The organism is Gottfriedia endophytica, from assembly GCF_017814275.1.
Taxonomy (GTDB): domain Bacteria; phylum Bacillota; class Bacilli; order Bacillales; family Bacillaceae_G; genus Gottfriedia; species Gottfriedia endophytica.
In genome coordinates, this window is record NZ_JAGIYQ010000016.1 from 25992 (window position 1) to 50511 (window position 24520).

22 protein-coding genes are annotated in these 24520 nt (G+C 32.3%); 7 read left to right on the top strand and 15 right to left on the bottom strand.

Translation table 11 applies throughout. The annotated features are described in order from the left end of the window. Positions 1-36: 36 nt before the first annotated feature. The 3 genes from J5Y03_RS17190 to J5Y03_RS17200 form a co-directional block, all read right to left on the bottom strand. On the bottom strand, positions 37-906 hold the full coding sequence (locus tag J5Y03_RS17190) for a Cof-type HAD-IIB family hydrolase (protein ID WP_209407236.1): 870 nt from the start codon (positions 904-906) through the stop codon (positions 37-39). Positions 907-1103: 197 nt separating this feature from the next. Continuing rightward, positions 1104-1874: a GNAT family N-acetyltransferase gene (locus tag J5Y03_RS17195; protein ID WP_209407237.1), complete on the bottom strand. Its 771-nt coding sequence runs from the start codon at positions 1872-1874 to the stop codon at positions 1104-1106. A gap of 629 nt (positions 1875-2503) precedes the next feature. Then, positions 2504-2857: a YlbF family regulator gene (locus J5Y03_RS17200; RefSeq protein WP_209407238.1), complete on the bottom strand. Its 354-nt coding sequence runs from the start codon at positions 2855-2857 to the stop codon at positions 2504-2506. Positions 2858-3394: 537 nt separating this feature from the next. Here J5Y03_RS17200 and J5Y03_RS17205 point away from each other — a divergent pair. The 6 genes from J5Y03_RS17205 to J5Y03_RS17230 all read left to right on the top strand — a co-directional run bounded on the left by J5Y03_RS17205 (position 3395) and on the right by J5Y03_RS17230 (position 10389). After that, entirely contained in the window at positions 3395-4492 is a 1098-nt protein-coding gene (locus J5Y03_RS17205; RefSeq protein ID WP_209407239.1) for a YheC/YheD family endospore coat-associated protein, read from the top strand. Between the two features lie 21 nt (positions 4493-4513). Next, the gene (locus J5Y03_RS17210; RefSeq protein WP_245208949.1) at positions 4514-5599 is read left to right on the top strand and encodes a YheC/YheD family endospore coat-associated protein; all 1086 of its coding nucleotides are present in this window, start codon (positions 4514-4516) and stop codon (positions 5597-5599) included. Then, positions 5599-6951, top strand: a complete 1353-nt coding sequence (locus J5Y03_RS17215) for a YheC/YheD family endospore coat-associated protein (RefSeq protein WP_209407241.1) — start codon at positions 5599-5601, stop codon at positions 6949-6951. The genes J5Y03_RS17210 and J5Y03_RS17215 overlap by 1 nt, the downstream gene beginning before the upstream one ends. Continuing rightward, positions 6948-8132 carry a YheC/YheD family protein gene (locus J5Y03_RS17220; protein ID WP_209407242.1) on the top strand — a complete coding sequence of 395 codons (1185 nt, stop codon included), beginning with the start codon at positions 6948-6950 and terminating at the stop codon, positions 8130-8132. The genes J5Y03_RS17215 and J5Y03_RS17220 overlap by 4 nt, the downstream gene beginning before the upstream one ends. Before the next feature lie 67 nt (positions 8133-8199). Continuing rightward, positions 8200-9126 (top strand): PucR family transcriptional regulator, encoded by a 927-nt coding sequence (locus tag J5Y03_RS17225; RefSeq protein WP_209407243.1) that lies wholly within the window; start codon positions 8200-8202, stop codon positions 9124-9126. Between the two features lie 165 nt (positions 9127-9291). Further along, a complete protein-coding gene (locus J5Y03_RS17230; RefSeq protein ID WP_209407244.1) occupies positions 9292-10389 on the top strand; it encodes an ABC transporter ATP-binding protein in 1098 nt (365 codons plus the stop codon). 58 nt (positions 10390-10447) lie between these two features. Here J5Y03_RS17230 and J5Y03_RS17235 read toward each other — a convergent pair whose 3' ends face one another. The 10 genes from J5Y03_RS17235 to J5Y03_RS17280 form a co-directional block, all read right to left on the bottom strand. Then, complete coding sequence (locus J5Y03_RS17235; RefSeq protein WP_209407245.1) at positions 10448-10690, bottom strand: hypothetical protein; 243 nt, start codon at positions 10688-10690, stop codon at positions 10448-10450. Positions 10691-10770: 80 nt separating this feature from the next. Beyond that, the gene (locus tag J5Y03_RS17240; protein ID WP_209407246.1) at positions 10771-10965 is read right to left on the bottom strand and encodes an alpha/beta-type small acid-soluble spore protein; all 195 of its coding nucleotides are present in this window, start codon (positions 10963-10965) and stop codon (positions 10771-10773) included. A gap of 155 nt (positions 10966-11120) precedes the next feature. Further along, positions 11121-11855 carry an amino acid ABC transporter ATP-binding protein gene (locus J5Y03_RS17245; RefSeq protein ID WP_209407247.1) on the bottom strand — a complete coding sequence of 245 codons (735 nt, stop codon included), beginning with the start codon at positions 11853-11855 and terminating at the stop codon, positions 11121-11123. A 14-nt stretch (positions 11856-11869) separates the two neighbouring features. Beyond that, on the bottom strand, positions 11870-12565 hold the full coding sequence (locus tag J5Y03_RS17250; RefSeq protein ID WP_209407248.1) for an amino acid ABC transporter permease: 696 nt from the start codon (positions 12563-12565) through the stop codon (positions 11870-11872). Further along, positions 12552-13346, bottom strand: coding sequence for an amino acid ABC transporter substrate-binding protein (locus tag J5Y03_RS17255; RefSeq protein ID WP_322099599.1), 795 nt, complete (start codon positions 13344-13346; stop codon positions 12552-12554). Before J5Y03_RS17255 ends, J5Y03_RS17250 begins: the two co-directional genes overlap by 14 nt. Before the next feature lie 1084 nt (positions 13347-14430). Further along, the gene (locus J5Y03_RS20050; RefSeq protein ID WP_280850556.1) at positions 14431-15732 is read right to left on the bottom strand and encodes a globin-coupled sensor protein; all 1302 of its coding nucleotides are present in this window, start codon (positions 15730-15732) and stop codon (positions 14431-14433) included. Positions 15733-15957: 225 nt separating this feature from the next. Then, on the bottom strand, positions 15958-17376 hold the full coding sequence (locus J5Y03_RS17265; protein ID WP_209407250.1) for an amino acid permease: 1419 nt from the start codon (positions 17374-17376) through the stop codon (positions 15958-15960). A gap of 424 nt (positions 17377-17800) precedes the next feature. Then, positions 17801-19117 (bottom strand): hemolysin family protein, encoded by a 1317-nt coding sequence (locus J5Y03_RS17270; RefSeq protein ID WP_209407251.1) that lies wholly within the window; start codon positions 19115-19117, stop codon positions 17801-17803. Positions 19118-19222: 105 nt separating this feature from the next. After that, on the bottom strand, positions 19223-19906 hold the full coding sequence (locus tag J5Y03_RS17275; RefSeq protein WP_209407252.1) for a zinc metallopeptidase: 684 nt from the start codon (positions 19904-19906) through the stop codon (positions 19223-19225). Positions 19907-19912: 6 nt separating this feature from the next. Further along, on the bottom strand, positions 19913-20329 hold the full coding sequence (locus J5Y03_RS17280) for a MerR family transcriptional regulator (RefSeq protein ID WP_209407288.1): 417 nt from the start codon (positions 20327-20329) through the stop codon (positions 19913-19915). Positions 20330-20511: 182 nt separating this feature from the next. On the opposite strand from J5Y03_RS17280, the gene J5Y03_RS17285 reads away from it, so the two are divergent. Continuing rightward, positions 20512-21471, top strand: a complete 960-nt coding sequence (locus J5Y03_RS17285) for an aminoglycoside phosphotransferase family protein (protein WP_209407253.1) — start codon at positions 20512-20514, stop codon at positions 21469-21471. Positions 21472-21773: 302 nt separating this feature from the next. Here the strand turns inward: J5Y03_RS17285 and J5Y03_RS17290 are convergent, their stop codons facing one another. Together J5Y03_RS17290 and J5Y03_RS17295 are read right to left on the bottom strand one after the other, a co-directional pair. Continuing rightward, entirely contained in the window at positions 21774-23000 is a 1227-nt protein-coding gene (locus J5Y03_RS17290) for an alpha/beta hydrolase family protein (RefSeq protein WP_209407254.1), read from the bottom strand. A 418-nt stretch (positions 23001-23418) separates the two neighbouring features. Beyond that, a complete protein-coding gene (locus tag J5Y03_RS17295) occupies positions 23419-24507 on the bottom strand; it encodes a CapA family protein (protein WP_245208946.1) in 1089 nt (362 codons plus the stop codon). Positions 24508-24520: the final 13 nt, after the last annotated feature.

The window sequence follows — 24520 nt, forward strand, 5'->3', positions numbered from 1 at the left end:
AATGTAGTAAGAAGTATTCATTACTATGATTATTTTCTATTTTTCCAAATTCAAATGATGTCTTAAAAATGGGAGTGGAAATTGTTTACGGAAATGCTCAACTACCATGTAAGCCACTCCGTTTTGATTGTTGGATCGAGTAATCCAATCTGCAGCTTTTTTTATTTCAATTGGCGCATTCCCCATCGCAACTCCAAGTCCAACACGCTCTATTAAAGGAAGGTCACTAAAACTATCTCCAATGACCACCATCTCATCGAAGTTTATATCTAGTTCATCTCCTAACCTTTTTAATCCATTGAATTTTGATACCCCTTTGCTCACAATTTCAATCCGCTTCTCCTCATGACATAAGCATTCTACCGTTTTAAATCTTTCTTCAATGTAGATTCGAACTTTATTTTTTTCGACTTCATCCGAAAAAAAGCACTCTATTTTCAATGGTGAGATTGAATTTTCTAGAACACTATGTGAAAGTGACTCAACAAATTGAATAGGATAAAAAACAGGATCAGCGTTTGATAATACCGCTTTTGCTACTAAATTTGATTGCATTTTTTTACGGTTTCCGATTGAAAAATGTTCATGAGAAATTCTTAAATTACAATCATACCTCTCTATTTTTTTTATGATCTCATACGCTATCTCTTCCTCAATTCGATTTTCAAAAATAGGGGTATCTATCGTTGAAGAAATAAAAGCTCCTGAATGTGAAATAAGCAAGGAAGGTATCTTTAGTACTTTTGCAATTTTTTTTGCAGATTGAAAGTTCCGACTAGTGAATAGTGTGACATATATTCCTTTTTCTTGTACATATTCAATTGCTTCTCTTGTCTCCTTAGTTAATTTCCCATTAGATTGCAACAACGTCCCATCTATATTTATAGCAAGTAATTTATAAATCATCCAAATCCCTCCAGCCTACAATCTTCTGTTACTAAACCTTATGACATGCCTAAAAAATTTAGAACGAAGAAATGGATAAATGTTTGTTTTACCAGGGAAAGTTCTAATAAATGAATTATATAAATTTATTTACAAGAAAATAAAATAAAGTTCTTAAATTTAATTAAACTAAAACTTATTTGTTTAAAAAAAATGCCTTATTCAAATACTACCATTTCTCCTACATCTATAAATCCAAAACGTTTATAGATATTTATACCATCCTCTGAAGCTTGTAAAACAACCGGTTTTTCTTTATCCTTTGTTTGATTTAGTAGGAATTGAAACATTTCACTACCATATCCTTTACCTCTGAATGCTTCTTTTGTCATCACATCATATATACCGTAACTATCTTTACTTTCTATTAATAAGCCAGTCGTTACAGGCATATTTTCATTTATGTATCCAACAAACATTTGAACTTCTGCACCTATTTGCACTTGTGAAAATTTATTAAAATAACTTTCTAATGCATCTTTTTCTGGTGTACCTTCAAACAGGCTTATAAAAACCTCTTTATATTTCATAAGTTCTTCATTATTTTTCACCAGGTTAATCATAAGCTGCTGAGAATTCCTTTGACTTACATTAAGAATATTTTCAAGTTTCATCATCACATTAACTTCTACTTCATTTAACTTATATTCTTTTGTTATTTTTCCCCAGTCTTTATTTAAAAATTGAGAATCAATCCAAGTGCTAAATTTAAACTCTTTTAATAATAAACTATTGATCCCTTGCGTAAATTCAACTCGACTTCGGATATTTGGAGATTTTGGTAATAATATATTAAATGTGTCTGTAGAGATTTTTGTATTCGATAGAGTAAAGTCATCAAACTTTATACATTCTCCATTAACTGCTTGAGTAAATTGCTTTAATTTTTCTTCTAAATTATTTATTACTAATTGTTGATTTGTAATCAAATTTTATCGACCTCCACTTTAATATACCGCCGTGTTTTTATTTATCTATTCAATTAATGTTCAAAAAACTATGTTTACGGAATCTATAAATTTACGCAACATTCTGAATGTAACGTCTATAGAAGTCAGTATTTTTCTTACCTCATACTCATTACTTAAAGGTGGTGAATAAGTGCCTTTAGTTATTCCTATTATAGTAATAATCGCCATTTTCATTTATATTTTAATATTATCGCTAGTAAAAAACTTTCAAGAGAGTTTGTTTATCTATTTCTTTAATTGTTTAACATAGTCCTCTATAAAGAAATATGAAATTTAAAAAGGACAACCTTTTCCAATAAATAATTCAATAGAAAAGCAATGTAGCTCCAATACCCTATGCTGGTTCATAGTTAATTGGATATTGATTTTATTTAATGATGATTTCTTATGTATTAATCGATTGCCTCATAATAATCGCTAAGAATCCATTTTTTCCCCCACGGAAAACAAGCATCACTACTTTTCAATCAACTTATCTCATTGTTAAATAGCAACAAAGTTTATAAAAACAACTTCCCTAAACACTATTTTTGACTTTTTGGAAACAAAAAAACTCCTCTATAAAAGAGAAGTTTTCTGCTTCAACATTATTGATTAATACCAGTGTAAAGATCTTCTAATGGTTTCATAATAATTTTGTTTAAATCTTGAATAACCGTATTTAGACGTTGTTCTGTTTGCATTAATTGTGCAATAAGCGGATTTTGAGATACTTTCGTAAAAAGCGCTTGTGCTTGAGCACTTTCTTGTTGAGTAATTTGTTGTCCTTGCATCATTTTTTGTTGTAACGTCATTTGGAAATTTTGAAATTCAGTAAATAATGGTTTCGCAACTGGATCAGATAACACTTGTTTATAAAGTGCTTGTAAACTTTGAAATTCAGGTTGCTCTTTTAAAGCATTTTGTAAAGTATAGGCAATATCATAAATATTTGTAGCCATGTATAGGATCCTCCTAAGCAATTAATTTCTTTAACTATACCAAACAATTTAATATATGTCAGACAATATCCATTATGTTCTTACTATTTTCATCTATACATTAATGTTTTGTAACTTCCAATCCAATCAATGTATACATTGTTGCTAATTCAGTATGTGTAAGTTGATTTCCACTCCAGGATGCTCGCTTTCCTAGGGGCGTGAGCTGAGCCTCCTCGTCGCGTACGCTCCTGCGGGGTCTCAGCCTTCCCGCATCTCCCACAGAAGCCTGGGCACCCTTCCGTTCCAATCAACTTCTGTCTTTTAAATTACAAAACCTAAAAGCAATAATCTTTTAAAAAACAGAAATCCATGCTAATAAAATTTGCACCATGGCCCATGAAAATAATGAATTCCCATTATAATGATTGTCTTTTAAGATATTATTTTCAGGGTAGCCTTTGAAAAAATCCGACTAAAAAGATTAAGAAAATGTATCACCATCTGGGCATTTGTCACATAGGATATTTTGACTTGTAAACGATTGGAGAGAAGATGATGCCTGCTCATAATTCAATAAACAAAGCGAAATCATTTGCAATTTTAACTGATTTAATCAAACCAAATGCTCCCTCTCCTCTTGGTACAATTACAGATTTTTGTAAAGAATTAGCTAAATTATGTGAAGAAAATGATGTAGTTTTTTATATGTCTACTCTTAAAGATTTCCAAACTGATCAATTTAGTGGTTACAAGTTTGTAAATGATCGTATCGAAAAAGTGGAAGTACCTCCTCCTTCAGTTATTCATAACCGTATTCATTTAAGAAAGAATGAAGCTACAAAAGAATTTAAGAACATCACTTCTCTATGTAAACAAATTGATATCCCTTTATTTAATGACCGCTTTTTAAATAAGATTGAAGTTTTTCAAAGCTTTATCGACTCTCCTTATCTAAAACCCTATGTTCCATATACAGAAGAATATGGTCATGATCGTCAGCTCGAAAAATTCCTTACATTGTATGAGACAATTTTTATCAAACCAATTCATGGAAGCCAAGGAAGAGGGATATTCAAAGTACTCAAAATAAAAAACTTCTTTTATCTTGAAGAAGAAGATGGTCACTCAAAAAAAGAAAAAGAATTCACCTCATTAAAAAATCTCTTAAGGTATTTGAAACCTCTCATGTACAAAAAGTCATACATTATTCAGCAAGGTATTCCACTTTTATTATCTAATAATCGACCATTAGATTTTCGTTTTTTATGTCATAAAAATCCACAAAAAAAATGGGAAGTTACATCATCCGTTGCTCGCATCAGCCATCAACAGCATTTTGTAAGTAACATTTCTAAGGGTGGAGAGATCGAAAAAGTTACTAGTCTACTTCAGTCGTTTTTATCAAAAAAAGAAGCTTATCATTTAAAGAAACTATTAGCTGAATTAGCGATTGAATGTTGTCAGTGGATTGACTCAACCTTTGATGGCCTATTTGTAGAATTTGGAGTTGATCTAGCGTTAGATCGTCATTTTAATCCATGGGTCATTGAAATGAATTCGAAGCCTTCAAAAGATTTAGGAGAACATTTTCAGTCAAATAAAATTCGTCCATCAACAAAGGCTATTTTTTCTTTTGCACAATCATATCTATAAGTTAAGGAGTGTTGAGTGAAAATGAGAATAGGTTATTTATCTTTAAAGGAACGTCAAGAAGGTGAATATGTTCAACATATGGCAAAGGCAGCAGCAAAACAAGGAATCGAATTTGTTCAATTTACACCGTTTAATATTCAACCAACAACAGAACTAATTCTAGGTTGGAAATACATTCCTTCTAAAGATGAATGGGAGAAAACGACATTTGAAATGCCTCAATTTATCTATGACCGCTGTTTTTATTCACCCAGTACAAAAAGTAAACAAGCAAGACCAATTGTAGAATGGCTGAAAAATAAAAAAGATGTAACTTTTCTTGGGTATGGCCTTCCAAATAAATGGGAGACCTACCAGGCACTCGTTACAGATAATGCATTAAAACCTTATCTACCTAAAACAAAAAAACTACTGCACCTAGCCGTTTTCTTTGAAGAACTACGAAAAACTAGAAAGCTTGTTTTAAAACCAATGAATGGTTCACGAGGTATTAATATTTTCTTTGTCACTTTAAATGCTTATTCCATTACAGTAGTTACACAAAAATTTAATGAAATTGATGAACAACAATTTAAAAATCGCGAGGAATTCTTTGAGTGGCTACATCCACTAGTAGACTCTCGTAATTACATTTACCAGCCATACCTTAATTTAACAACGGAACAAAACATGCCCCAAGATTTACGAGTCCTTCTCCAAAAAAATGAAGAAGGGAATTGGCATGTAGCAGGTAAGGGTATCCGAGTAGGCCAGAAAGATTCTGTTATTTCTAATTTAAGTGGGGGAAGTAGTATCATTCCATTTGAAGAATGGATAAAACAATATTCCCAACAATCTGCTCTCGTTTTACAGGACGAAATTGATACGATTTCATCAACACTTCCAATCACTCTTGAAAAGCATTTTCCTCCACTCTTTGAAATTGGGTTAGATTTAGGAATTGATGCACACCAGGCAGTATGGATTTTAGACATCAATTCGAAACCAGGGAGAAAAGTAGTTCTAAAAACAGATTTGGCGAATCAAGATAAAGTTTATTCAGCTCCTATTAAATATTGTAAATACCTACTTACTCAATCTAAAAATGAAAGAAGTGAAATTAGCTAATGATAGAAACTTTTCAGCTACAAACTCATCAGAGCGGAGATCAACTTGTACTAGTACCTGAACAATTTGCATTACCCAGAACCGTTGAATACATTTCTTTTGGATCAAAAAAACTTCCATGTCAACTTATTTCAATAAGTGGCCTACAAAATGAAATCTCTATATCGAGTAGTTTAGCTGAACAGCTTTGTATTCCTTTTGGTGGTAATATTTCACCTTACATTCATGAAAAAACCCTTTATCTTACTCCGTTAATCGGAATATTTACAGCTGGTTTTACCGAAAGCTTATTACGTCCAATTGGCGATCGAAGTATGCTATTTGCAAATTTAATTGCTTCAAACTCAAGTCAAAATAATTATATTTTTGTTTTTGGTACCCATTGTATCGATTGGGAATCTGAAATGATTTATGGTTATTTTTTCACAAGTGAACGTTGGGTACGCCATACCGTACCATTTCCAACAGTTATTTATAATCGTCTTCCTAATCGAAAAACAGAAAAACACCAGCACGTAAAATCTGTGAAACAACGATTACAGTCAGAATATCAAATCCCATGTTTTAACCCAGGATTTTTTAATAAATGGGATGTTTATTTGCAGTTAACACAATCCAGTGATGTTAGCCACTATTTACCCAAAACTGTAAAATTTAAAAATTTCGATGACATCGAACAGTTTCTCTCAGATTTTCAATATATTTATATGAAACCAGAAAATGGGAGCTTAGGATCAAGAGTCACAAATATACGTTATGCTAGAGAAGAAGAATGTTATTATTGCCGATATAGAGAGAATGGTACCAATAGACTTAAAAAATTTTCTACTTTGGAATCCTTAATTAACCATGTGTTTAAAGGTCATCGATTAGAAGATTTTATTATTCAACAAGGTATTTCACTACTTAGACATAAGCAAAAACCACTTGATTTTAGGGTACATGCAAATAAAAATGGAAACGGAATTTGGGAAGTAACTGCAATTGCAGCTAAAGTAGCCGGAAAAGGAAGTACCACTACCCATTTAAATAATGGCGGTGAAGTAAAAATGCTTGATGAATTATTTGAAAAGCAGATTGCTGAAGACTTCCGCACCAAACTATCGAATGCTGCTCTTCAAATCAGCAAAGTCCTTGATGAAAAAATCAAAGGGCACATTGGGGAAATTGGATTTGATTTAGGAATTGATCAAAATGGAAAAGTATGGTTATTTGAAGCGAATTCGAAACCAGGACGCTCAATCTTTTCACATCCTGAGTTACGAAAAATAGATAGTCATATGAAGCATTTATTCTTACAATACGCTACCCATCTTGCCAAAACAAACTTAACTGAGGTTGTGTTAAAATGACCTCAGTTTTTTATCACCTTACATCCTCGTGCTGGTATCATAATGATTCAAACGACATATGTAAATTAGGCAAAAATAAATTATCTATAAATAAGATAGTTAACCATACTTCAAGTAAAGATTATTTAACATTTCCTGTAAAAAAGAATGACACACATCTAGGACCAATTGTAGCGATTTTAACAGGTAAAGAACGAGAGCCTTTTAGTGGGAATTACGAAACTTTTAAACGGATTAGTAACTATATTATGAATAGTGGTGGAATACCTATAATTGTAACACCGTCAAGTTTTGTATATAAATGTGTGAATGCACATTATTATTGCTCGAATCGTAAGAAATGGATACAGATCCAATGCCCCTTTCCAGACCTAGTCTATAATCGAATACCCTCTCCTCTGCTTGAAAAATTACCAGAATACAAAAAAACCATACAATTAATTAAAGACTTTAATATACCGTTTTTTAATAAAGGTTTTTGCTCAAAAAAGGAATTTGTTGAACTTCTATCAAAGAATCGTAACTTATCTAAATACTTACCACCTTCTGTTACAATCCATTCTAAAGAAGAATTATTGTATTACCTTGTAACGTGGAAATCGATTTATGTAAAGCATCATGAAGCTTCGCAAGGAAAAGGAATATTTTGTTTTAATCTTTTGACTGAAAATCAGATTGAAATCCAATCTTCAAAAGGTCACTCACAAATTTGTTCTTTGGAGAAAGCTTGGAATTTTTTACGTCCTTTCCTTCATAGCACTGTCATTCAAAAAAACATTCATTCTATTTTAAGTAATGGACAAAAGTACGATTTGAGAGTACTGGTTCATAAGCAAAAAGAAAAATACATTGTATCTGGGATTGGGGTTCGAGTTGCAAATTTAAATGCAATTACAACACACGTACCAAGAGGTGGCTCAATTATGTCAGTAACTAAGTTATCTACTCCTGTTAATCAATTCATCATAAACAATCTAGCCAATGAAATTGGTAAAGCTCTGACTAACCGCTTTGGGCCATATTATGAATTTTCAATGGACATTGGCAGAGATAAAGAAAATCATTATTATATTTTTGAAGTCAACTCGAAACCAATGGTTTTTGATGAAGAAGAGATCAAAAAAAGAGGTCTTGAAAATTTGGTTTCACTTTTTTATGAATTAACTAAATTCGAGCCGTAAAATACGGTTCTTTTCTTTATGTAGTGATAAGGTGTAAAATATAAGAAACAAAGTGTGAGGTTACAAAATGATTGATAATTTAAATCGTTTATTCGGAAATGAAAATGTTATTCTATCCAATTCAACAATGAAAAGTGATGACTATTTCTGGTTTACAATCGATTCTTATCAAACACCGGTTGGAATAAAAAAAGAAGTGATAACAAACGACCAATTAAACTTGCTATATGCACTATTTCCAAACGCCGTATTATTTGAACACAAGCATGGTGCACATCAACAGTGGTATAACTATTTAATTCTAAAGAATGCAAAGAATCCTTTTACTGAAGAAAAAATTCCAATCCCCCAATCTATTCGCTTTATACAATTTAACATAAAGCAAAAAACAATTGATTATGCTGCATTTGAAGAAACAATTACCGCATTTTTTAACAATGAAGTTGCAATTATCTGGTGTAAAGCAAACCAAGGTTTCATTCTAGAAAAAATTCAGACCGAATCTTATGACAATAAATACATAAATTATGTTCAAGAAACACTTGCTGCTGATCTATTTTATGACATTACTTTTTTTATTGGAAAGCTTCACCATCCTCAAAGTAATTTACAGCAATTTTTTTCCTTTGAGCAAAACTGTTTTCAATACGCTTTACGAAATAAAAAACATAAAAATATTTTATTGCTCACGAATGAAATTCTTCCATATTTTCTATCTTTATTACCTCAAGAAATGACAGAGATCTTACCTGATCTAATATTATCAGAATTTAATCTAGACGATCCAATCTTAGAAACTGTAAAATTTTTTCTTCAAAATAATCAAAATATAACTGCTACTGCAAAGCAATCCTACCTTCATCGTAATACAGTACAATACCGTGTCGACAAATTTACAGAACGCACAGGTATAGATTTAAAAGATTTTCAAAGCAGTTACATTGCATTTTTAGCTATCTATTTATTAGAAAAAGTAACAGTTCCGAATAACTAATCACATTACCTAACGTAATTTTTCTGAACATTAAGATTTTTGTGCATTTTACACAAAGTTCTTATTGTTTTTTTGTACAGATTTACATTGTTTCAAAAAGCTCATTCTATTACACTTTATTAAAATAGGTTGTTAAATCAATTTAAAAAGAGAGGAAGTATATCCATGGCTGAATTACAGTTAAATAATATTTACAAAGTATATGATAATAATGTAACTGCAGTTCAAGATTTTAATCTACATATTGATGATAAAGAATTCATTGTTTTTGTAGGTCCATCTGGTTGTGGAAAATCAACAACTCTTCGTATGATTGCTGGATTAGAAGAAATTTCAAAAGGTGATTTTTATATTGATGGAGAACGAGTAAATGATGTCCAACCAAAAGATCGTGATATCGCGATGGTATTCCAAAACTATGCATTATACCCTCATATGACTGTATATGATAATATGGCATTCGGGTTAAAGCTTCGTAAGTTCGAAAAATCTGAAATTGAACGTCGAGTAAAAGAAGCAGCACGTATTTTAGGGCTTGAGGAATATTTAAAGCGCAAACCAAAAGCATTATCAGGTGGACAACGTCAACGTGTAGCTTTAGGACGTGCGATTGTTCGAGATGCAAAAGTTTTCTTAATGGATGAACCTTTATCAAATCTTGATGCGAAACTGCGTGTTCAAATGCGCTCAGAAATCTCAAAACTTCATCAACGTTTGCAAACAACAACGATTTATGTAACACATGATCAAACTGAAGCTATGACAATGGCAACAAGACTTGTTGTAATGAAAGATGGAATTATCCAACAAGTAGGAACACCAAAAGAGGTTTATGATCACCCAGAAAATATTTTTGTAGGGGGATTTATCGGTTCACCTGCAATGAACTTTTTTAATGGAAAATTAGAAGAAGGATTCATTATAGTAGGAGAAAAGAAAATTACGATTCCAGAAGGTAAAATGAAAACATTACGTGACAACGGTTACGTCGGAAAAGAAATTATCTTCGGTATTCGTCCAGAAGATATTCATGATGAGCCTGTATTCTTAAGCGCTTCTCCAGGCAGTATTTTAGATGTAAAAGTTGAAGTATCAGAATTACTCGGTGCTGAAACAATGCTTTATAGCTCCTTTGAAGGAAATGAATTTGTAGCAAGACTAGACGCCCGAACAACTTTTTCACATGGGCAAGAACTAAAATTAGCGATTGATATGAACAAAGCTCATTTCTTCAATAAAGAAACGGAAGAACGCATTCGCTGAAACCATTACCTATATATCATCAAAAAAATAGCGAAGTACTCTACTAGGTACTTCGTTTTTATATTTTCTCAATTAATTTAATCGCACTATCATTACAATGTTTACAATAATACAAATGGGCACAAAATAAATTTGAATTATTTTTCGTTAATCCATCTGTTAAAGCAGTCAATTCATAATCCATATAAGGGCTATAATTTTCATCATAATCCATCGCTCTTCCTTTATCTTCACATTCATTCTGGCACACAGAACATTGAACTTTTAATTCTGTTAAAGCATTACATAGTGGACAAATCATTTCGATCATTCACCTCTTTAAATATCATGCTGTCATAAGAAAGGGACGGAGAAGATCTCCATCCCTATATCCATTTTTATTTATTTAGAAAATCCATGTAATGATTGTTCTGCCATTGCAACTAAGCGTTTAGTAATTTCACCACCTACTGAACCATTAGCGCGAGCTGTTGTATCAGCACCTAATGTTACTCCAAATTCAGAAGCAATTTCATATTTCATTGCATCTAATGCTTGTTGAGCACCTGGAACTACTAAGTTATTGTTGTTTGCCATGTGTCTCACCTCCTTAAGTAGTGTAATGATAGTATGACTCAAATCTTTTTTCATATGTAATTAGAAAAGATGTAATTTATGGAAAAAAAGAGGCCTATTCTACAACCTAAGTGCATTATCACTTTCGTGTAGAATAACCTCTTTTAAACTTATTTCTATTGAATTAATTGTAAAAATTGTTTTGTACGTTCTTCTTTTGGGTGAACTAAAACTTGTTCTGGTGACCCTTGTTCAACGATATAGCCACCATCCATGAAAATCACTTCATTCGCTATATCACGAGCGAATTTCATTTCATGTGTTACAACAATCATTGTCATCCCTTCATCAGCTAATTCCTTCATAACTTTTAGTACTTCTTGTACAAGCTCCGGATCTAATGCAGAGGTAGGTTCGTCAAATAAAATAACTGAAGGTTCCATAGCTAAAGCACGTGCAATACCAACACGTTGTTGTTGGCCTCCAGATAATTGAAATGGATATAAATCGGCTTTATCACTTAATCCAACTTTTTTAAGAAGTCCAAGAGCCTTATCTTTAGCTTGCTTCTTATCCATTCTTTTAACTGTAATTAAACCTTCCATAACATTTTCTACAGCTGTGAAATGTGGAAATAAATGATGTTGTTGAAATACCATACCTGTTTTCGACCTAAGATTAATGATGTCTTTTTTAGGTACTGGTTTAGAAAAGTCAACCGTTTGACCTTCAATCGTTATTTTACCACTTGTTGGTTGTTCAAGAACGTTCATACAACGTAAAAAGGTTGTTTTACCCGAACCAGATGGACCAATGATAGCCGTTACTGTACCCTTTTCCACATTTAAATTAACATCCTTTAAAACCTCAAGCTCTCCAAACTGTTTTTTGATATGTTCTAATTTTATCACCTGGATACCCTCCTTTATTTTGCAATGAAGCGTTCAACACGACGTTCTAAGCTATGCTGAATAATTGATAAAATAAAGCAGATTACCCAATAGATTAGTCCAGCTTCAGAATAAATTAATAAAAATTTATAATTAACTGCCGCTATCTGTTGTGCTGTATGGAACATTTCAGTAACTAATATAAGCGATGCTAAAGAAGTATCTTTCACTAAACTAATGAACGTATTTGATAATGGTGGAAGTGATACCCTTGCTGCCTGAGGGATAATAATTCGTTTTAACGTCTGCCCATAAGTCATCCCCATAGAATATGCTGCTTCCCATTGTCCTTTATCAATTGATGAGATCGCGCCTCGAATGATTTCTGAAGCGTATGCTCCTACACTTAAAGAAAAGCCAATTATTGCAGAAATATATGGTGATATCGTAACTCCCAAACTTGGTAATCCATAAAAAATAATAAATAATTGAACTAATAAGGGTGTTCCCCGAATAATCGAAATATAAACTCTTGCAATGCCATTTAATATTTTATTACTTGAAAGACGGAAAAGAGCAGTAATAAAAGCTAAGATCAACCCAAAAAAGAACGTAATAATAGCTAATGGGATTGTACCTTCAATAGCAGTTTTAACCATTGGAAGGAAAGCATCCTTCGCAATGGTTAAAAGGTTATTCCAATCTTGAGAACTTAAATTACTTAAGTCCATTTTTACCGAACCATTTTTCTACAATTCGATTATATGTGCCGTCTTTTTTCATATCATCTAATGCTTTATTAACTGCTTTTACAAGAGAATCATCTGTTTTTCTGAACATAAATCCACTACTAGATGTATCTTTTTCAAGTGCAGCAATTTTCACTTTTTTATCGCCAGTTTCAGTTAAATAGTTTTGAACTGCAAGTTTGTCATTTATCGTTACATCAGCACGGTTCGATTCAATTAACTGTATTGCTTGACTAAACCCTTCAATTCCTACGATTTGAGCTCCATATTGTTTTGCAATTCCTGTGTAGTTACTAGTTAATGATTGAGCAGATTTTAAGCCTTTAATATCGTTAAAAGACTTTATTTTATTGTTACTACTTGGTACAACTAATGCTGCTGAAGAACTACTATATGGTTCTGAAAATAAATATTCTTTTTGACGGTCTGGTTTAATTCCAACTTCATTTGCAATCATATCAAAACGACTTGAGTTTAACCCAGCAAACATTGAGTCCCATTGAGTTTCAAAATATTTAGGCTTTACACCTAAGCGTTTTGCAACTTCATTTGAAAGATCAATATCAAATCCAGTTAAATTACCATTTTTATCATGGAATGTGAATGGTGCATATGTACCTTCTGTTCCTATTTTTAATTCACCGCTTTTCTTCACAGCAGAAAGTGTATCAGTATTTTTATTTGAAGTATTACTACATCCAGCTGCAAAACCTAATGCTAATACTACAGTACCTAATGTCAAAGATAATTTTTTAAAGTTCATCATTATCAATCTCCTTAATTCTTATAGGAATTCTCGCCTTTAATGATAATATTCTATTTTTGAAAAAATATCAACAAAAATTAACTAAAGAATATTATTTTCATTAAAAAGAGGTTTATACTAAAAAAAGAGTAAATTTAGCAAAAAATCGTCTAAATTTACCCTTTTGATTACCAAAATATTTTCATGGTTACTTATCACTAATTATTTATAAAGTTGCTTTCTTAAACATCGGTGCTATTTTAAAATGCGTTAGTTGATTACAACTCCAGATTGCTCTCTTCCCGCTATACCCACAAGAGTCTCGCATCTTCCGCCCGAATCAACTTCTGTCTTTTAAATCACAAAACCTAAAAGCAACAAAAAAAGAGCCTTTAGAAAAGAGACATCCATGCTAATAAAATTCGCACCATGGCCCATGAAAATAAGGAATTCATCCTATAATGATGTTCTTTTAACATAATATTTTCATCCAATAAAAAAGGCCTTTTACGAATGTGTACGTAAAAGGTAAATGAAGAGGTTTTGTAAGAAACGATTGTGAGAAAAGATTTGACTGATTACTTTATTCAATATTATGAATCAAAAATGCAATAACCTACTAAAGTTGAACAAAGTAAAAACAATGTAATGTTAAGTGTAACTGCTAATTCACCCATCATTAATCCCCCATTTATTCGTTATGTGCTTACACTTTTATATTACAACAATTACAAATTCACGGAACATTCTATTTGTTAAGGATTTGTGAACAATTATACAAAGATTAGCAAAATAACTCTTGGAATAGCCTTGATTAGATGGTTGTTTTTAATAATCTGTTTTCGTATACATTGTTGCTATTTCAGTATGTGTAAGTTGACTTCCACTCCAGGATGCTCGCTTTCCTATGGGCGTGAGTTGAGCCTCCTCGTCGCTAACGCTCCTGTGGGGTCTCTCAGCCTTCCCGCATCTCCCACAGAAGCCTGGGCACACTTCCGTTCCAATCAACGTATGTCTTTTAAATTATAAAACCTAAAAGCAACAATTTTTTAAAAAGAGGCTTTTAATAAAGTGTAAAATTGTAACTGTATCAAATTATTAGTTATGAAATTGCAGTTGCTTCATTTAAGACTTCCGCAGAACGTGTTACCTCTGCAGTTGCTTGGTAAATCGTTACGATATTCTCTCTTAATTCATCAACTTGCTTACAAATCTCATCCATTGTAACTGTATTATCTTTAGTAGATTGATTTATGCTATTTAGAACTTCCCTTGTTTTATTCGTAAATTCTAATCCATATTCCATTTCTTTCTTAACGTTATTAATTGATCCCATGACTTCTTCAGTACATTTATTACTAATCATCGTTATTGATTTAATCTCTAAAATCGATTTTTTCGTATTTTCAGCTAGTTTTTTAACTTCAGTTGCAACAACTGCAAATCCCTTTCCATGTTGACCAGCCCTAGCTGCTTCAATAGCTGAATTAAGCGCCAACAAATTGGTTTGTTCAGCAATCTCTTGAACTAGTCTTACAACTTGTTCGATTTCTGCATTTGATTGAATTAATTCCCCTAATGATTCCTCAACAGCTTTCATTAAATTAATAATTTCACCCATTTTTTCGTTTGTGTAATCAATCGTTTGTTTTCCGTTTTCTACTAATTTTACAGTATTACCAAATTCATTATTAGTATGATGAATGTGACCTTGTACTTGCTCACTATTTTGGGCTAATTTCTCAACAGATGCATTTGTTTCTTCAGATATTGCCAGTAGATGTGTACTAGTATTTAACATTTGCTGAGTAATCTCATTTTTAACTCTTAAATAATCTTGCTCCTTTACATTTATACTTTCTATTTCATACGCCTGTAAGACTAGTTGTTGTTCTAAACAAAAGATTTTCATAATTGTTGAAAATGCTAAATCAAGTTCCTCTTTTGTTTTTATTTCTGAAGAAACAACTACTAGAACTTTATGAAGTAGATGATGAATTGCTCCCATGTACCAACTTGTATCTAATCCAATACGAAAATGTGTTTTAGCTATGTTCCGTCTTTTATTAATATAATTTGTATTAATTTCACCATTGAACATTTCAAGTATATGGATTTTTAATGTATTTATTAACTTACTAATAGAACTATATCTTTCAATGATTTCTTTTAAATGTCGAACCTTCAAAATTGAATCATAAAATGCAGCAGCTAATTCTTGAATGTGTTCCTCAATAATAGGTTTTATCGATTTTAATACTTTTAAATCATTTTCACCTAAATTAATTAATGACATCATCTCAATTACTTTATCATCTTGGATAGAAAGTACCACTTGGTTAGAAAGATAATTTTCTAACCATAAAATCACTGAATTTTTCCGTGAAGAAAATTTATTAAACATAAGACCCTCCAATTTGTTTTACTAATTTGAATATACTAATAATTACCCCAAATTTCCTATTAATATTTCGAAATATTTGTGACATTTTTCACTTATGAGAAATTTCTTAGAAAGCTCAAAAAGGTTCTTTATCATTTAGATGTAATTTATTTTATTAACATAAGAACTATCCGATTGAATATTCATAAAAAAAGAAGCTAAAAAAATTAGCTTCTTTTTTTATCGTTATTTTTGAACAAAATTTTGTTCTTCATATACACTTCCATTGAGCTTACTATGATTTTTACTGTAACTAAAATAAACAAACAAACCAATGACAATCCATATTCCACATGCTATCCATGTTACTTTTGAAAGATTCAATATTAAATATATACATAATCCCGCACTAACAATCGGAAAAACAGGTACGAACGGTACTCTAAATCCTCTTTTAAGTTCTGAATGACGTTTTCTTAAAATTAAGATTGATAACGATACTAATGTAAATGCTAACAAAGTACCCATGTTAATTAATTCAGCAAGTGTACCAATATTAACAAATCCACCAATCAATGCTGCCACTATCCCTGTCATCCAAGTATTTTTAAAAGGTGTCTGGAATTTAGGATGTACTTTAGAAAAAGTTTTTGGTAATAAGCCATCTTTGCTCATTGAATAAGAGATTCGAACTTGTCCAAATAAAGACACTAATAATACCGTTGTAATCCCTATAATTGCACCAACTGAAATGATTCCTGCAAGCCAATCTTGTCCGACATATTGTAATGCAAATGAAACTGGATTAGATAGATTAAGTTTTGTATAAGGTACCATCCCTGTTAAAATTTGTGAAACTGCAATATATAGAATCGTACAAACTGTTAATGCAGAAATAATACCAATTGGCAAATCACGCTTAGGTTTTCTTACTTCTTCAGCAGCTGTTGCAACTGCATCAAAGCCAATAAAAGCAAAAAATACGGTTGCAGCACCAGTTACAATTCCATGAAATCCAAATGGCATAAAAGGATGCCAGTTAGCAGGTTTTACATATTTCGCTCCAGCTATAATAAAAAGTATGATTACTGCTAGTTTAACTATTACCATTATATTATTAACTCTTGCACTTTCTTTAATTCCTTTTGATAAAAGAGCTGTAATAATTAAAACAATTAAAACTGCCGGTAAATCTACTATTCCCTTACTTCCTCCACCAGGTGTTGACGTTATGGCTGCTGGTAAATGGATGCCAAATCCTCCTATTAATGATTGAAAATAAGCGGACCAACCACTTGCTACAGCAGAAACAGCCAATAAGTATTCTAGCATTAGATCCCAACCAATTATGAATGCCACTAGTTCTCCAATGGTGGCATATGAATACGTATAAACACTACCCGATATTGGTACAGTTGAAGCAAACTCTGCATAACAAAACGCCGTTAATGCACATGCTATACCAGCAAGGACGAAAGATAAAGAAATTGCTGGCCCTGCATGAGTAGCAGCTACAATTCCAGTTAAAACAAAAATACCTGTTCCAATAGTCATTCCAATCCCTAACAAAGTTAAATCAAATGCACCTAATGATCTTTTTAACTGACTATTACTACTTTCTTCAAGCATTTTTGAAATTGATTTTTTACGAAATACATTACTCATGCCAATTCCTCACTTTTTAATTATTCGATTTTTTCTGATTATTTAGATTTTATCATAATTCGTCAGACTTTCAACGTTTATTTAGAAATTAACAAAAAATGTTACTATTTTACATTTTTTATACTATTTAGGGTATTTGTTTTAGGTGATTTTTACTACTTATAATCTAAACGCACTAAATTTGAACAATTTTGAGGTGAGTGTCTTATTGTATATTAATATGAGATAAAGTGAAACTTCCATGAGTGGGGGTTTTTTCATCCCCCACTCATGGCTAGCCCGCCCAATCGGGCTTTTACGGGCAGTTATCCCCCACCTATCTCCCTCTTTTCTCTTTGAATCTTGAGGTAGGGGTCTTACTGCCCGCGAATAGCGGGATAAATAATAAACCCGAAGATGTGAAAGTTCATCTTCGGGCTTAAGATTAGTTTGCAGGTAAAGCATCACTATTTGTTTTCTTGATTTCTACTAGTTTAATTTGATGTGCATCCATTGAAGTAACTTTAAACTCATAGTCTTCAAAGAAAATAGATTGACCTTGCTTAATATCATGGTTTTGTGTTAACATCCAACCACCAATTGTGTCTACATCTTCATCTTCCACAAATAGACCAAGAAGATCGTTTATTTCTGTAATCAACACTTTTCCTTCAACTATCTTATGTGTATCGTTAATATGTTGGATAGGAGGTTGTTCATCTCCATCATACTCATCACGAATTTCTCCAACAATTTCTTCAAGTATATCTTCCATTGTTAATAATCCTGCTGTTCCACCATACTCGTCATACAAAATTGCAAGAGGGATACGTTTCTTTTGCATTTGTAATAAAAGATCATGAATTGCAATTGTTTCAATTACTTGAATGACTGGACGAGTATACGTAGCTATGTCATACGTTTTATCAACCTTTCCGTCTAAATAACGAATAAAAAAGTCTTTTACGTTGACCATACCAATGATATTATCTTTATCCTCACCGAAGACCGGGTAACGCGTGTATTGCTCATGTTTAAGCGTATTTAAATGGTCTTCTAGCTTATCTTCTGCGTAAAGTCCGACAATCTCAGTACGTGGTACCATTATTTCTTTAGCTAAACGATTATCGAATTCAAAAATATTATTTAAATATTTATACTCAGCTTGGTTAATTTCTCCATTTTCAAAACTCTCCGAAAGGATTATTCTTAATTCTTCTTCCGTATGAGCTTCTTCTGATTCAGAAGCAGGTTTTAATCCAAATAACCCTGCAACAAATCGAGAAGAATGATTTAACATCCAAATAAACGGAAAGGCAATTTTATAAAAATAGATTAAAGGTGTTGAAAGAAGTAGTGCAACACCTTCAGCTTTTTGAATTGCTACCGTTTTAGGTGCCAGTTCGCCTATTACAACATGAATAAATGTAATCAGGGAGAAGGCAATAATGTAAGAAATTGTGGTCGCAACCGATGGATTCATGCCAATTTTTTCTGCTAAAGGTTCGATTAAACGAAAAATAGTTGGCTCACCTATTACCCCTAGACCTAATGCAGTAACTGTAATTCCTAGCTGACAAGCTGATAAATATTCATCTAAATTTGAAATAACCTTTTTAGCTGCTAATGCACCACGTTTTTTTTCAGCTACTAGCTGATCAATTCGACTTGAACGAATCTTTACGATTGCAAATTCTGTTGCAACGAAGAACGCTGTAAGTGCGATTAAAAACAAAATCATAAACAAGTTAACTATGTCCAATGACAACCCTGAGAATCGCTTCTCAGGTGTTCACCTCCTGTATATAAACCGTATTATAGTTAGTCTACTACTCTATATTATTACGTACCAGAATCTTATTATCTATTAATCTTCTTCGTTTTGTCTAAAAATTAATATATATTTTACCAATTCAAGAACTGAAATTAAAGCTGCTGCTAAATAAGTTAATGCTGCAGCCCCTAATACTTTATTTACACCTTCTGCATCACTTTTGCTGATAATCCCATCTGCTAACATAATCTTTTTTGCACGTGAACTTGCATTAAATTCAACAGGTAATGTGATTACCTGAAATGCAACAACGACAGAAAAGAAAAGAATCCCTAATCCAATTAGAGAAGTAGCATGAAAGATAAATCCAGCTAGTAAAAGTAATGGTGCAATACCACTTGTTATATTTAACAATGGGAATATTTGATGACGTAAAGTCAAAAATCCATAAGATTCTTCATGCTGAATGGCATGACCAACTTCATGGGCAGCTACAGAAACTGATGCAATACTTGTTCCGTAGTATACGTCTTCTGATAATCGAACCACTTTAGATGTTGGGTCATAATGATCACTTAATCTACCAGGAATCACTTCTACTGGTACATGAAATAACCCACGATCATTTAATATTTTCCTAGCAACATCCGCACCTGTATATCCAAAAGTTGCTGGTACTTGAGACCATTTTGAGAAATTATTTGATACTTTTGATTGTGCCCAAAGTGATAAACCAAAGGCAATAAAAATAAGTATATCCATAGGATGAAAGAACATCGCTACTCACATGTCTCCTTTATTTGAAAATGTGTTTAATGTTTGTACTAACGGAAAAACGTGTTGGTGTAATGTATTTATTAGCACCTCTTTTTCACTAGAATCCATTAGCTGCAAACCTGTTTTTAATTTAGTTAACTCACATTCAAGCTGAATGATTTGATCAAAAATTGAGTGTACTTGTTCAAATACACAAGTATTCTGTAGAAGTTGGTTCTTTAATAATCCTCTAATTTCTTCTAAAGGTATTCTCATCTTCTTACAGTGTTCAATGATGCGAAGGGTATTTAAAGCTTCCTTTGCATAATATCGATAATTTGATCGTGAGCGTTTTGCTTCAAGCAAACCTAAATTCGTATAATAGTCAATTGTACGTTTCGATACTTGAGCTATTTCCGCCAATTCGCCGATTCGGTACTCGATCCCAACTGAAGCCCCCCTTTTAAACTATAATACTCCCATTATATATTTTATAAAGTGTACAGTCAAACGTGATAGTTTCTTACAGTAATATCGATGATATCAAAAAATTGATTAAAGGAAATTTCATACTAAGTGGCGAATAACTTTTTTCTGTCAATTTTGAATTAATTGGAGGTGTGTAAATGAAAAGGATCCATTCAGTCTTAAAAAAACTATCCAGTCATCAAAAACCAATAGAAATTCTCCAAATTACAAAAGGATTTTCTTTTGAAGAAAAATGGAAGGTTTCATTTCATAAAAATGAATCTATTTTCATTAAAATCTATCAATTGGAGAAAAAAGAGATTGCTTATGGAATTTATATTCACTTACAAAGTTTTTTAAACTTACATGTTCCAATTCAAATTCCTATTCAATTTATTGAAATACCAGAAGAATCGATTTGTGCTCAAGTTATGAGCTGGGTTGAGGGGAAAGATGGAGAAGAACTGTTACCGACATTTTCTAGTGAAGAACAGTATCTTTGTGGTATTCAAGCAGGTAAAGCACTTAAAATGATCCATACTGTTGTTCAAAAAGAAAGTTCTGAAACCTGGAAAACATATCGTTTAAATAAATATAAACGGTATATGACTCTCCTTAAGGAAGCCGGCTATTCATATCCTTATATTGAAAAGATAGAGGAGTTTGTAGAAATTTCTAGTCACTATTTGGATAATCGACCAATGCATTTTTTACATGATGACTTCCATCCTTCCAACTTATTATTTCACAATCAAAATTTTACAGGTGTTATCGATTTTGACCGGTTTGAATGGGGAGATCCATACCATGATTTTCATAAAACAGCTTTGTTTAGTAGGCGAATTAGTATTCCATTTTCCGTAGGACAAATTCACGGTTATTTTAATGGAGAACCTGAAAATGAATTTTGGATGTATTATGCTCTTTATGCCGCAATGATTATCCCATCTGATATCGTTTGGACACATAAAGTTATACCAGATAAAATTAACGAAATGTGGGATCGAATTAACCAAATTGTTAACGATCATCAAGGGTTTACCTCACCCATGCCTACATGGTACAAGGAAAGCAAAATGGAACATTGGTACATTAGAAAAGCGGAAGCGACTTGGTAGCTCTGAAAGGCTTTGGAGCAAAAATCAAGAGAAGGGTGCTTTTCCCTTCACTTGATTTTTGTGAAAAGACCGAAGAGCTAGGCGCTGGAGCTAGACATCTAAAAAAGCGGAACGGGCTTGCTTACCTCCGAAAGACATTGGAGCAACCAACTAGGGAAGGGTGCTTTTCCCTTCACTTGTTGGTTGTGAAATGGCCGAGGAGGTAGCCCGTGCAGCTAGACAAATAGAAAAGCAGAAGCGACTTGAACAAATCAGAAAAGGACATCTCCATTCAAAATATAAAATGAAGATGTCCTAAAGAATTACTTTTTAGTTGGATAAATTACTTTACCTGTTTTCTCATCTTTTACTACACTATTTTTATTTTTCTTAGCAAATGCAATTGCATCAGTTGTAGAGATAAATACATCTAATTTATCTTTTCCTACATAAACACCATAACGATATGCGACAGAAGTTTTAAAGTAAACATTTTTACCTGTTTTCAAATCTACTACTCTTCTACCAGCCTGCCCATTAGCAAATACCTTTGAGCTACTTAAATCACTAAATGTATTTAAAATTAATTGATGGTAATAAACAGCATACTGGTTAGTATTTTTCCAAATGGATTTATATGAGAAATCTGGTTGCACTAACTGAATGTCTGTTTTCACATTACTCAGAGCATATTTTTTTGCATCATTAAATTTACCAAATGATTTTACAAATTTTCCATTTGCGTACACTTTATAAGTTGATAGAGTTTGATAAAATGTAGAAATTAAACTTTTATCTTCTGAAGACTTTGGACTAGTCACATCAACATAAACATTATTTCCTACGTTAACCATTCCGTACATTTTATTTTTACCATCTACATCTTCACCAGTAATAATGTAGTTTGTTGTATTTTTCATTGCATCCAAATATTTATCTTTATATGCAGTCGCTACAGCTCCCATTGAATTAAATGTTACTACAGGATAGCTAAGTGCTAAGTTTATTTTTGCACTTTGTGCTAAGTGGCCACCCATACCATGTCCAGTTAAAGAGATACTGACATTTGGATTATCTTTAGTCACGTCATCTATCACTTGCTTTGTAAAAGCCTTATCCTCTGCATCTTGAGGATGGACGACAAGATGCGTTGTTGGATCTTCATATGATTTGTAATTATCACTCCAGTCTCTTGGTAGTGGGTCTACACCATCTTTTCCTTCTGTTCCTTTATAAGCAATAATTACCTCTGTATTTGATGGGTCTTCAAGTGCAATTGCTTCGAAACCCTCATCAATATTCCCTTTTCCAGCAACATTAATGACTTTCCAATCTCCTAACGTATTCTTTTGATCAATTGACGCACTACTTATTTCGCTTACTTTTTTATTTAAGTTTTTATATACATCATTATTTAAAGCTAATTCGGATGCATATAACTCTTTATATACTTTCGTCAAATCTAGATTTGAACTTGTACTTGCTCCAACATGTTGAAATGGTTGAATAGCTAGTGAAACACCTAATAACATAACAGCTAACTTTTTCATTTTTATACTCACCTCATAAAATAGTAATTTTAATAACTTGCACTCTATGTAAGCCTAAATGTTAATTCCAAAACTGAACTACGCCTATTAGTAAGTTGCTTACCGCTCATCTTATCCATCCCTTTTCGTTTTTACTGTCTTTTCCCTCCTTTGTTTCATAACCATCTAAAACGATTTTTCCAAACATAAAAGTAAGAATATTGAAAAAACTATAGATAAAGGATGTCTAATAAATGTCGCGTGTATTTTATTTTTCGGCAGGACCTTCTAATCTTCCTCTTTCTATATTAAAAAAAGTTCAAGAATCGATATTAACTTACTTAGATCCATTTGTTGTTATTCTATTATAATAGTGAAAAACGCGATTTATTCAGTTGAATTTACTGACCAAATCGCATTTTGTTTTCAACCTATTAGACTATTTAGAAACCATTGAGCAAGTCGAAGTAAACTTTGTATTATACGATAGCTTATTTAATTTCTTAATTATCGTTTGGTTGTATGCGTTGTTAACAGGTCTAGGCTGACCATTATCAATATGAAGAGGTATGATTGAACTAGATACTTTATTATTTTGTAATGTCAGCTTTACAATCATCGATTCTTTTCCCTTTGGACTACTATTGCCCTCAAAAACGAAATTTCCTAAGCTATAATAAATCGGTTTTCCTTTATACAGCTCTGTACCCATTAAAGAATGACTGTGTGCACCAATTACGACATCTACCCCAGCATCAATATATTGTTTACCCATTGTTCTTGCATAAGCCTCTGGATAATCCATACGCTCTTTATTCCAATGAACGAAAACAATTGTGTAGTCAGACTTTTTAACGGCATTCTTCACATAGCTCATCATAGGATTCATCGTATAACCTGATGCAATACCAGCTCTCGACTTACTTGCCATCCAAGAAGTATCCGGTAATACACGACTTATTCCTAAGATCGCTATCTTTTTCCCATTAATTGTTCTATATTGTGCTGTAAAAGCGTCATCAATATTTTTCCCAGCACCTGTATAGCCGATATTTGCCTTTTTCAAATAATTCATCGTGTCGAATAAAGCAACTGGACCGTAGTCTAAAGTGTGATTATTCGCTAATGAAACAATATCTATTCCAGCATTTTTAATTCCTTGAACAGTTTTCGGTTGAGAACGAAATGTAAATTCTTTAGTTGCTGCATTACCTCTTGTTGATACAGACGTTTCTAAATTTACAACAGATAAATCTGAGTTTTTAAAATAAGGACTAACATATTTAAAAGGATAATCTACACCATATTTGTTAATCCTAGCCCCAACACCTTTATCTAACATTACATCACCAGCAAATGTTATGGTAATGGGTTTTGTAGTATTATTTGCAGGAATTTGTGCTGCTTTTACATCATCAGTAAATAATTTCTCGTTTCCAGGTATAAGTACTACTACTAAAAATGCAACCAAAAGAATGAAAGTTGCCCTTCGAACGATTTTCTTCATCATATTATTTAATGGAATCATAGAAATTATCTCC

Coding starts and splice junctions, on each gene's coding strand:
- J5Y03_RS17190 (WP_209407236.1), bottom strand. CDS start 906: ATGATTTATAAATTACTTGCTATAAATATAGATGGGACGTTGTTGCAA.
- J5Y03_RS17200 (WP_209407238.1), bottom strand. CDS start 2,857: ATGGCTACAAATATTTATGATATTGCCTATACTTTACAAAATGCTTTA.
- J5Y03_RS17205 (WP_209407239.1), top strand. CDS start 3,395: ATGCCTGCTCATAATTCAATAAACAAAGCGAAATCATTTGCAATTTTA.
- J5Y03_RS17210 (WP_245208949.1), top strand. CDS start 4,514: ATGAGAATAGGTTATTTATCTTTAAAGGAACGTCAAGAAGGTGAATAT.
- J5Y03_RS17215 (WP_209407241.1), top strand. CDS start 5,599: ATGATAGAAACTTTTCAGCTACAAACTCATCAGAGCGGAGATCAACTT.
- J5Y03_RS17220 (WP_209407242.1), top strand. CDS start 6,948: ATGACCTCAGTTTTTTATCACCTTACATCCTCGTGCTGGTATCATAAT.
- J5Y03_RS17225 (WP_209407243.1), top strand. CDS start 8,200: ATGATTGATAATTTAAATCGTTTATTCGGAAATGAAAATGTTATTCTA.
- J5Y03_RS17230 (WP_209407244.1), top strand. CDS start 9,292: ATGGCTGAATTACAGTTAAATAATATTTACAAAGTATATGATAATAAT.
- J5Y03_RS17235 (WP_209407245.1), bottom strand. CDS start 10,690: ATGATTTGTCCACTATGTAATGCTTTAACAGAATTAAAAGTTCAATGT.
- J5Y03_RS17240 (WP_209407246.1), bottom strand. CDS start 10,965: ATGGCAAACAACAATAACTTAGTAGTTCCAGGTGCTCAACAAGCATTA.
- J5Y03_RS17250 (WP_209407248.1), bottom strand. CDS start 12,565: ATGGACTTAAGTAATTTAAGTTCTCAAGATTGGAATAACCTTTTAACC.
- J5Y03_RS17255 (WP_322099599.1), bottom strand. CDS start 13,346: ATGAACTTTAAAAAATTATCTTTGACATTAGGTACTGTAGTATTAGCA.
- J5Y03_RS20050 (WP_280850556.1), bottom strand. CDS start 15,732: ATGTTTAATAAATTTTCTTCACGGAAAAATTCAGTGATTTTATGGTTA.
- J5Y03_RS17265 (WP_209407250.1), bottom strand. CDS start 17,376: ATGAGTAATGTATTTCGTAAAAAATCAATTTCAAAAATGCTTGAAGAA.
- J5Y03_RS17275 (WP_209407252.1), bottom strand. CDS start 19,906: ATGTTCTTTCATCCTATGGATATACTTATTTTTATTGCCTTTGGTTTA.
- J5Y03_RS17285 (WP_209407253.1), top strand. CDS start 20,512: ATGAAAAGGATCCATTCAGTCTTAAAAAAACTATCCAGTCATCAAAAA.
- J5Y03_RS17290 (WP_209407254.1), bottom strand. CDS start 23,000: ATGAAAAAGTTAGCTGTTATGTTATTAGGTGTTTCACTAGCTATTCAA.
- J5Y03_RS17295 (WP_245208946.1), bottom strand. CDS start 24,507: ATGATTCCATTAAATAATATGATGAAGAAAATCGTTCGAAGGGCAACT.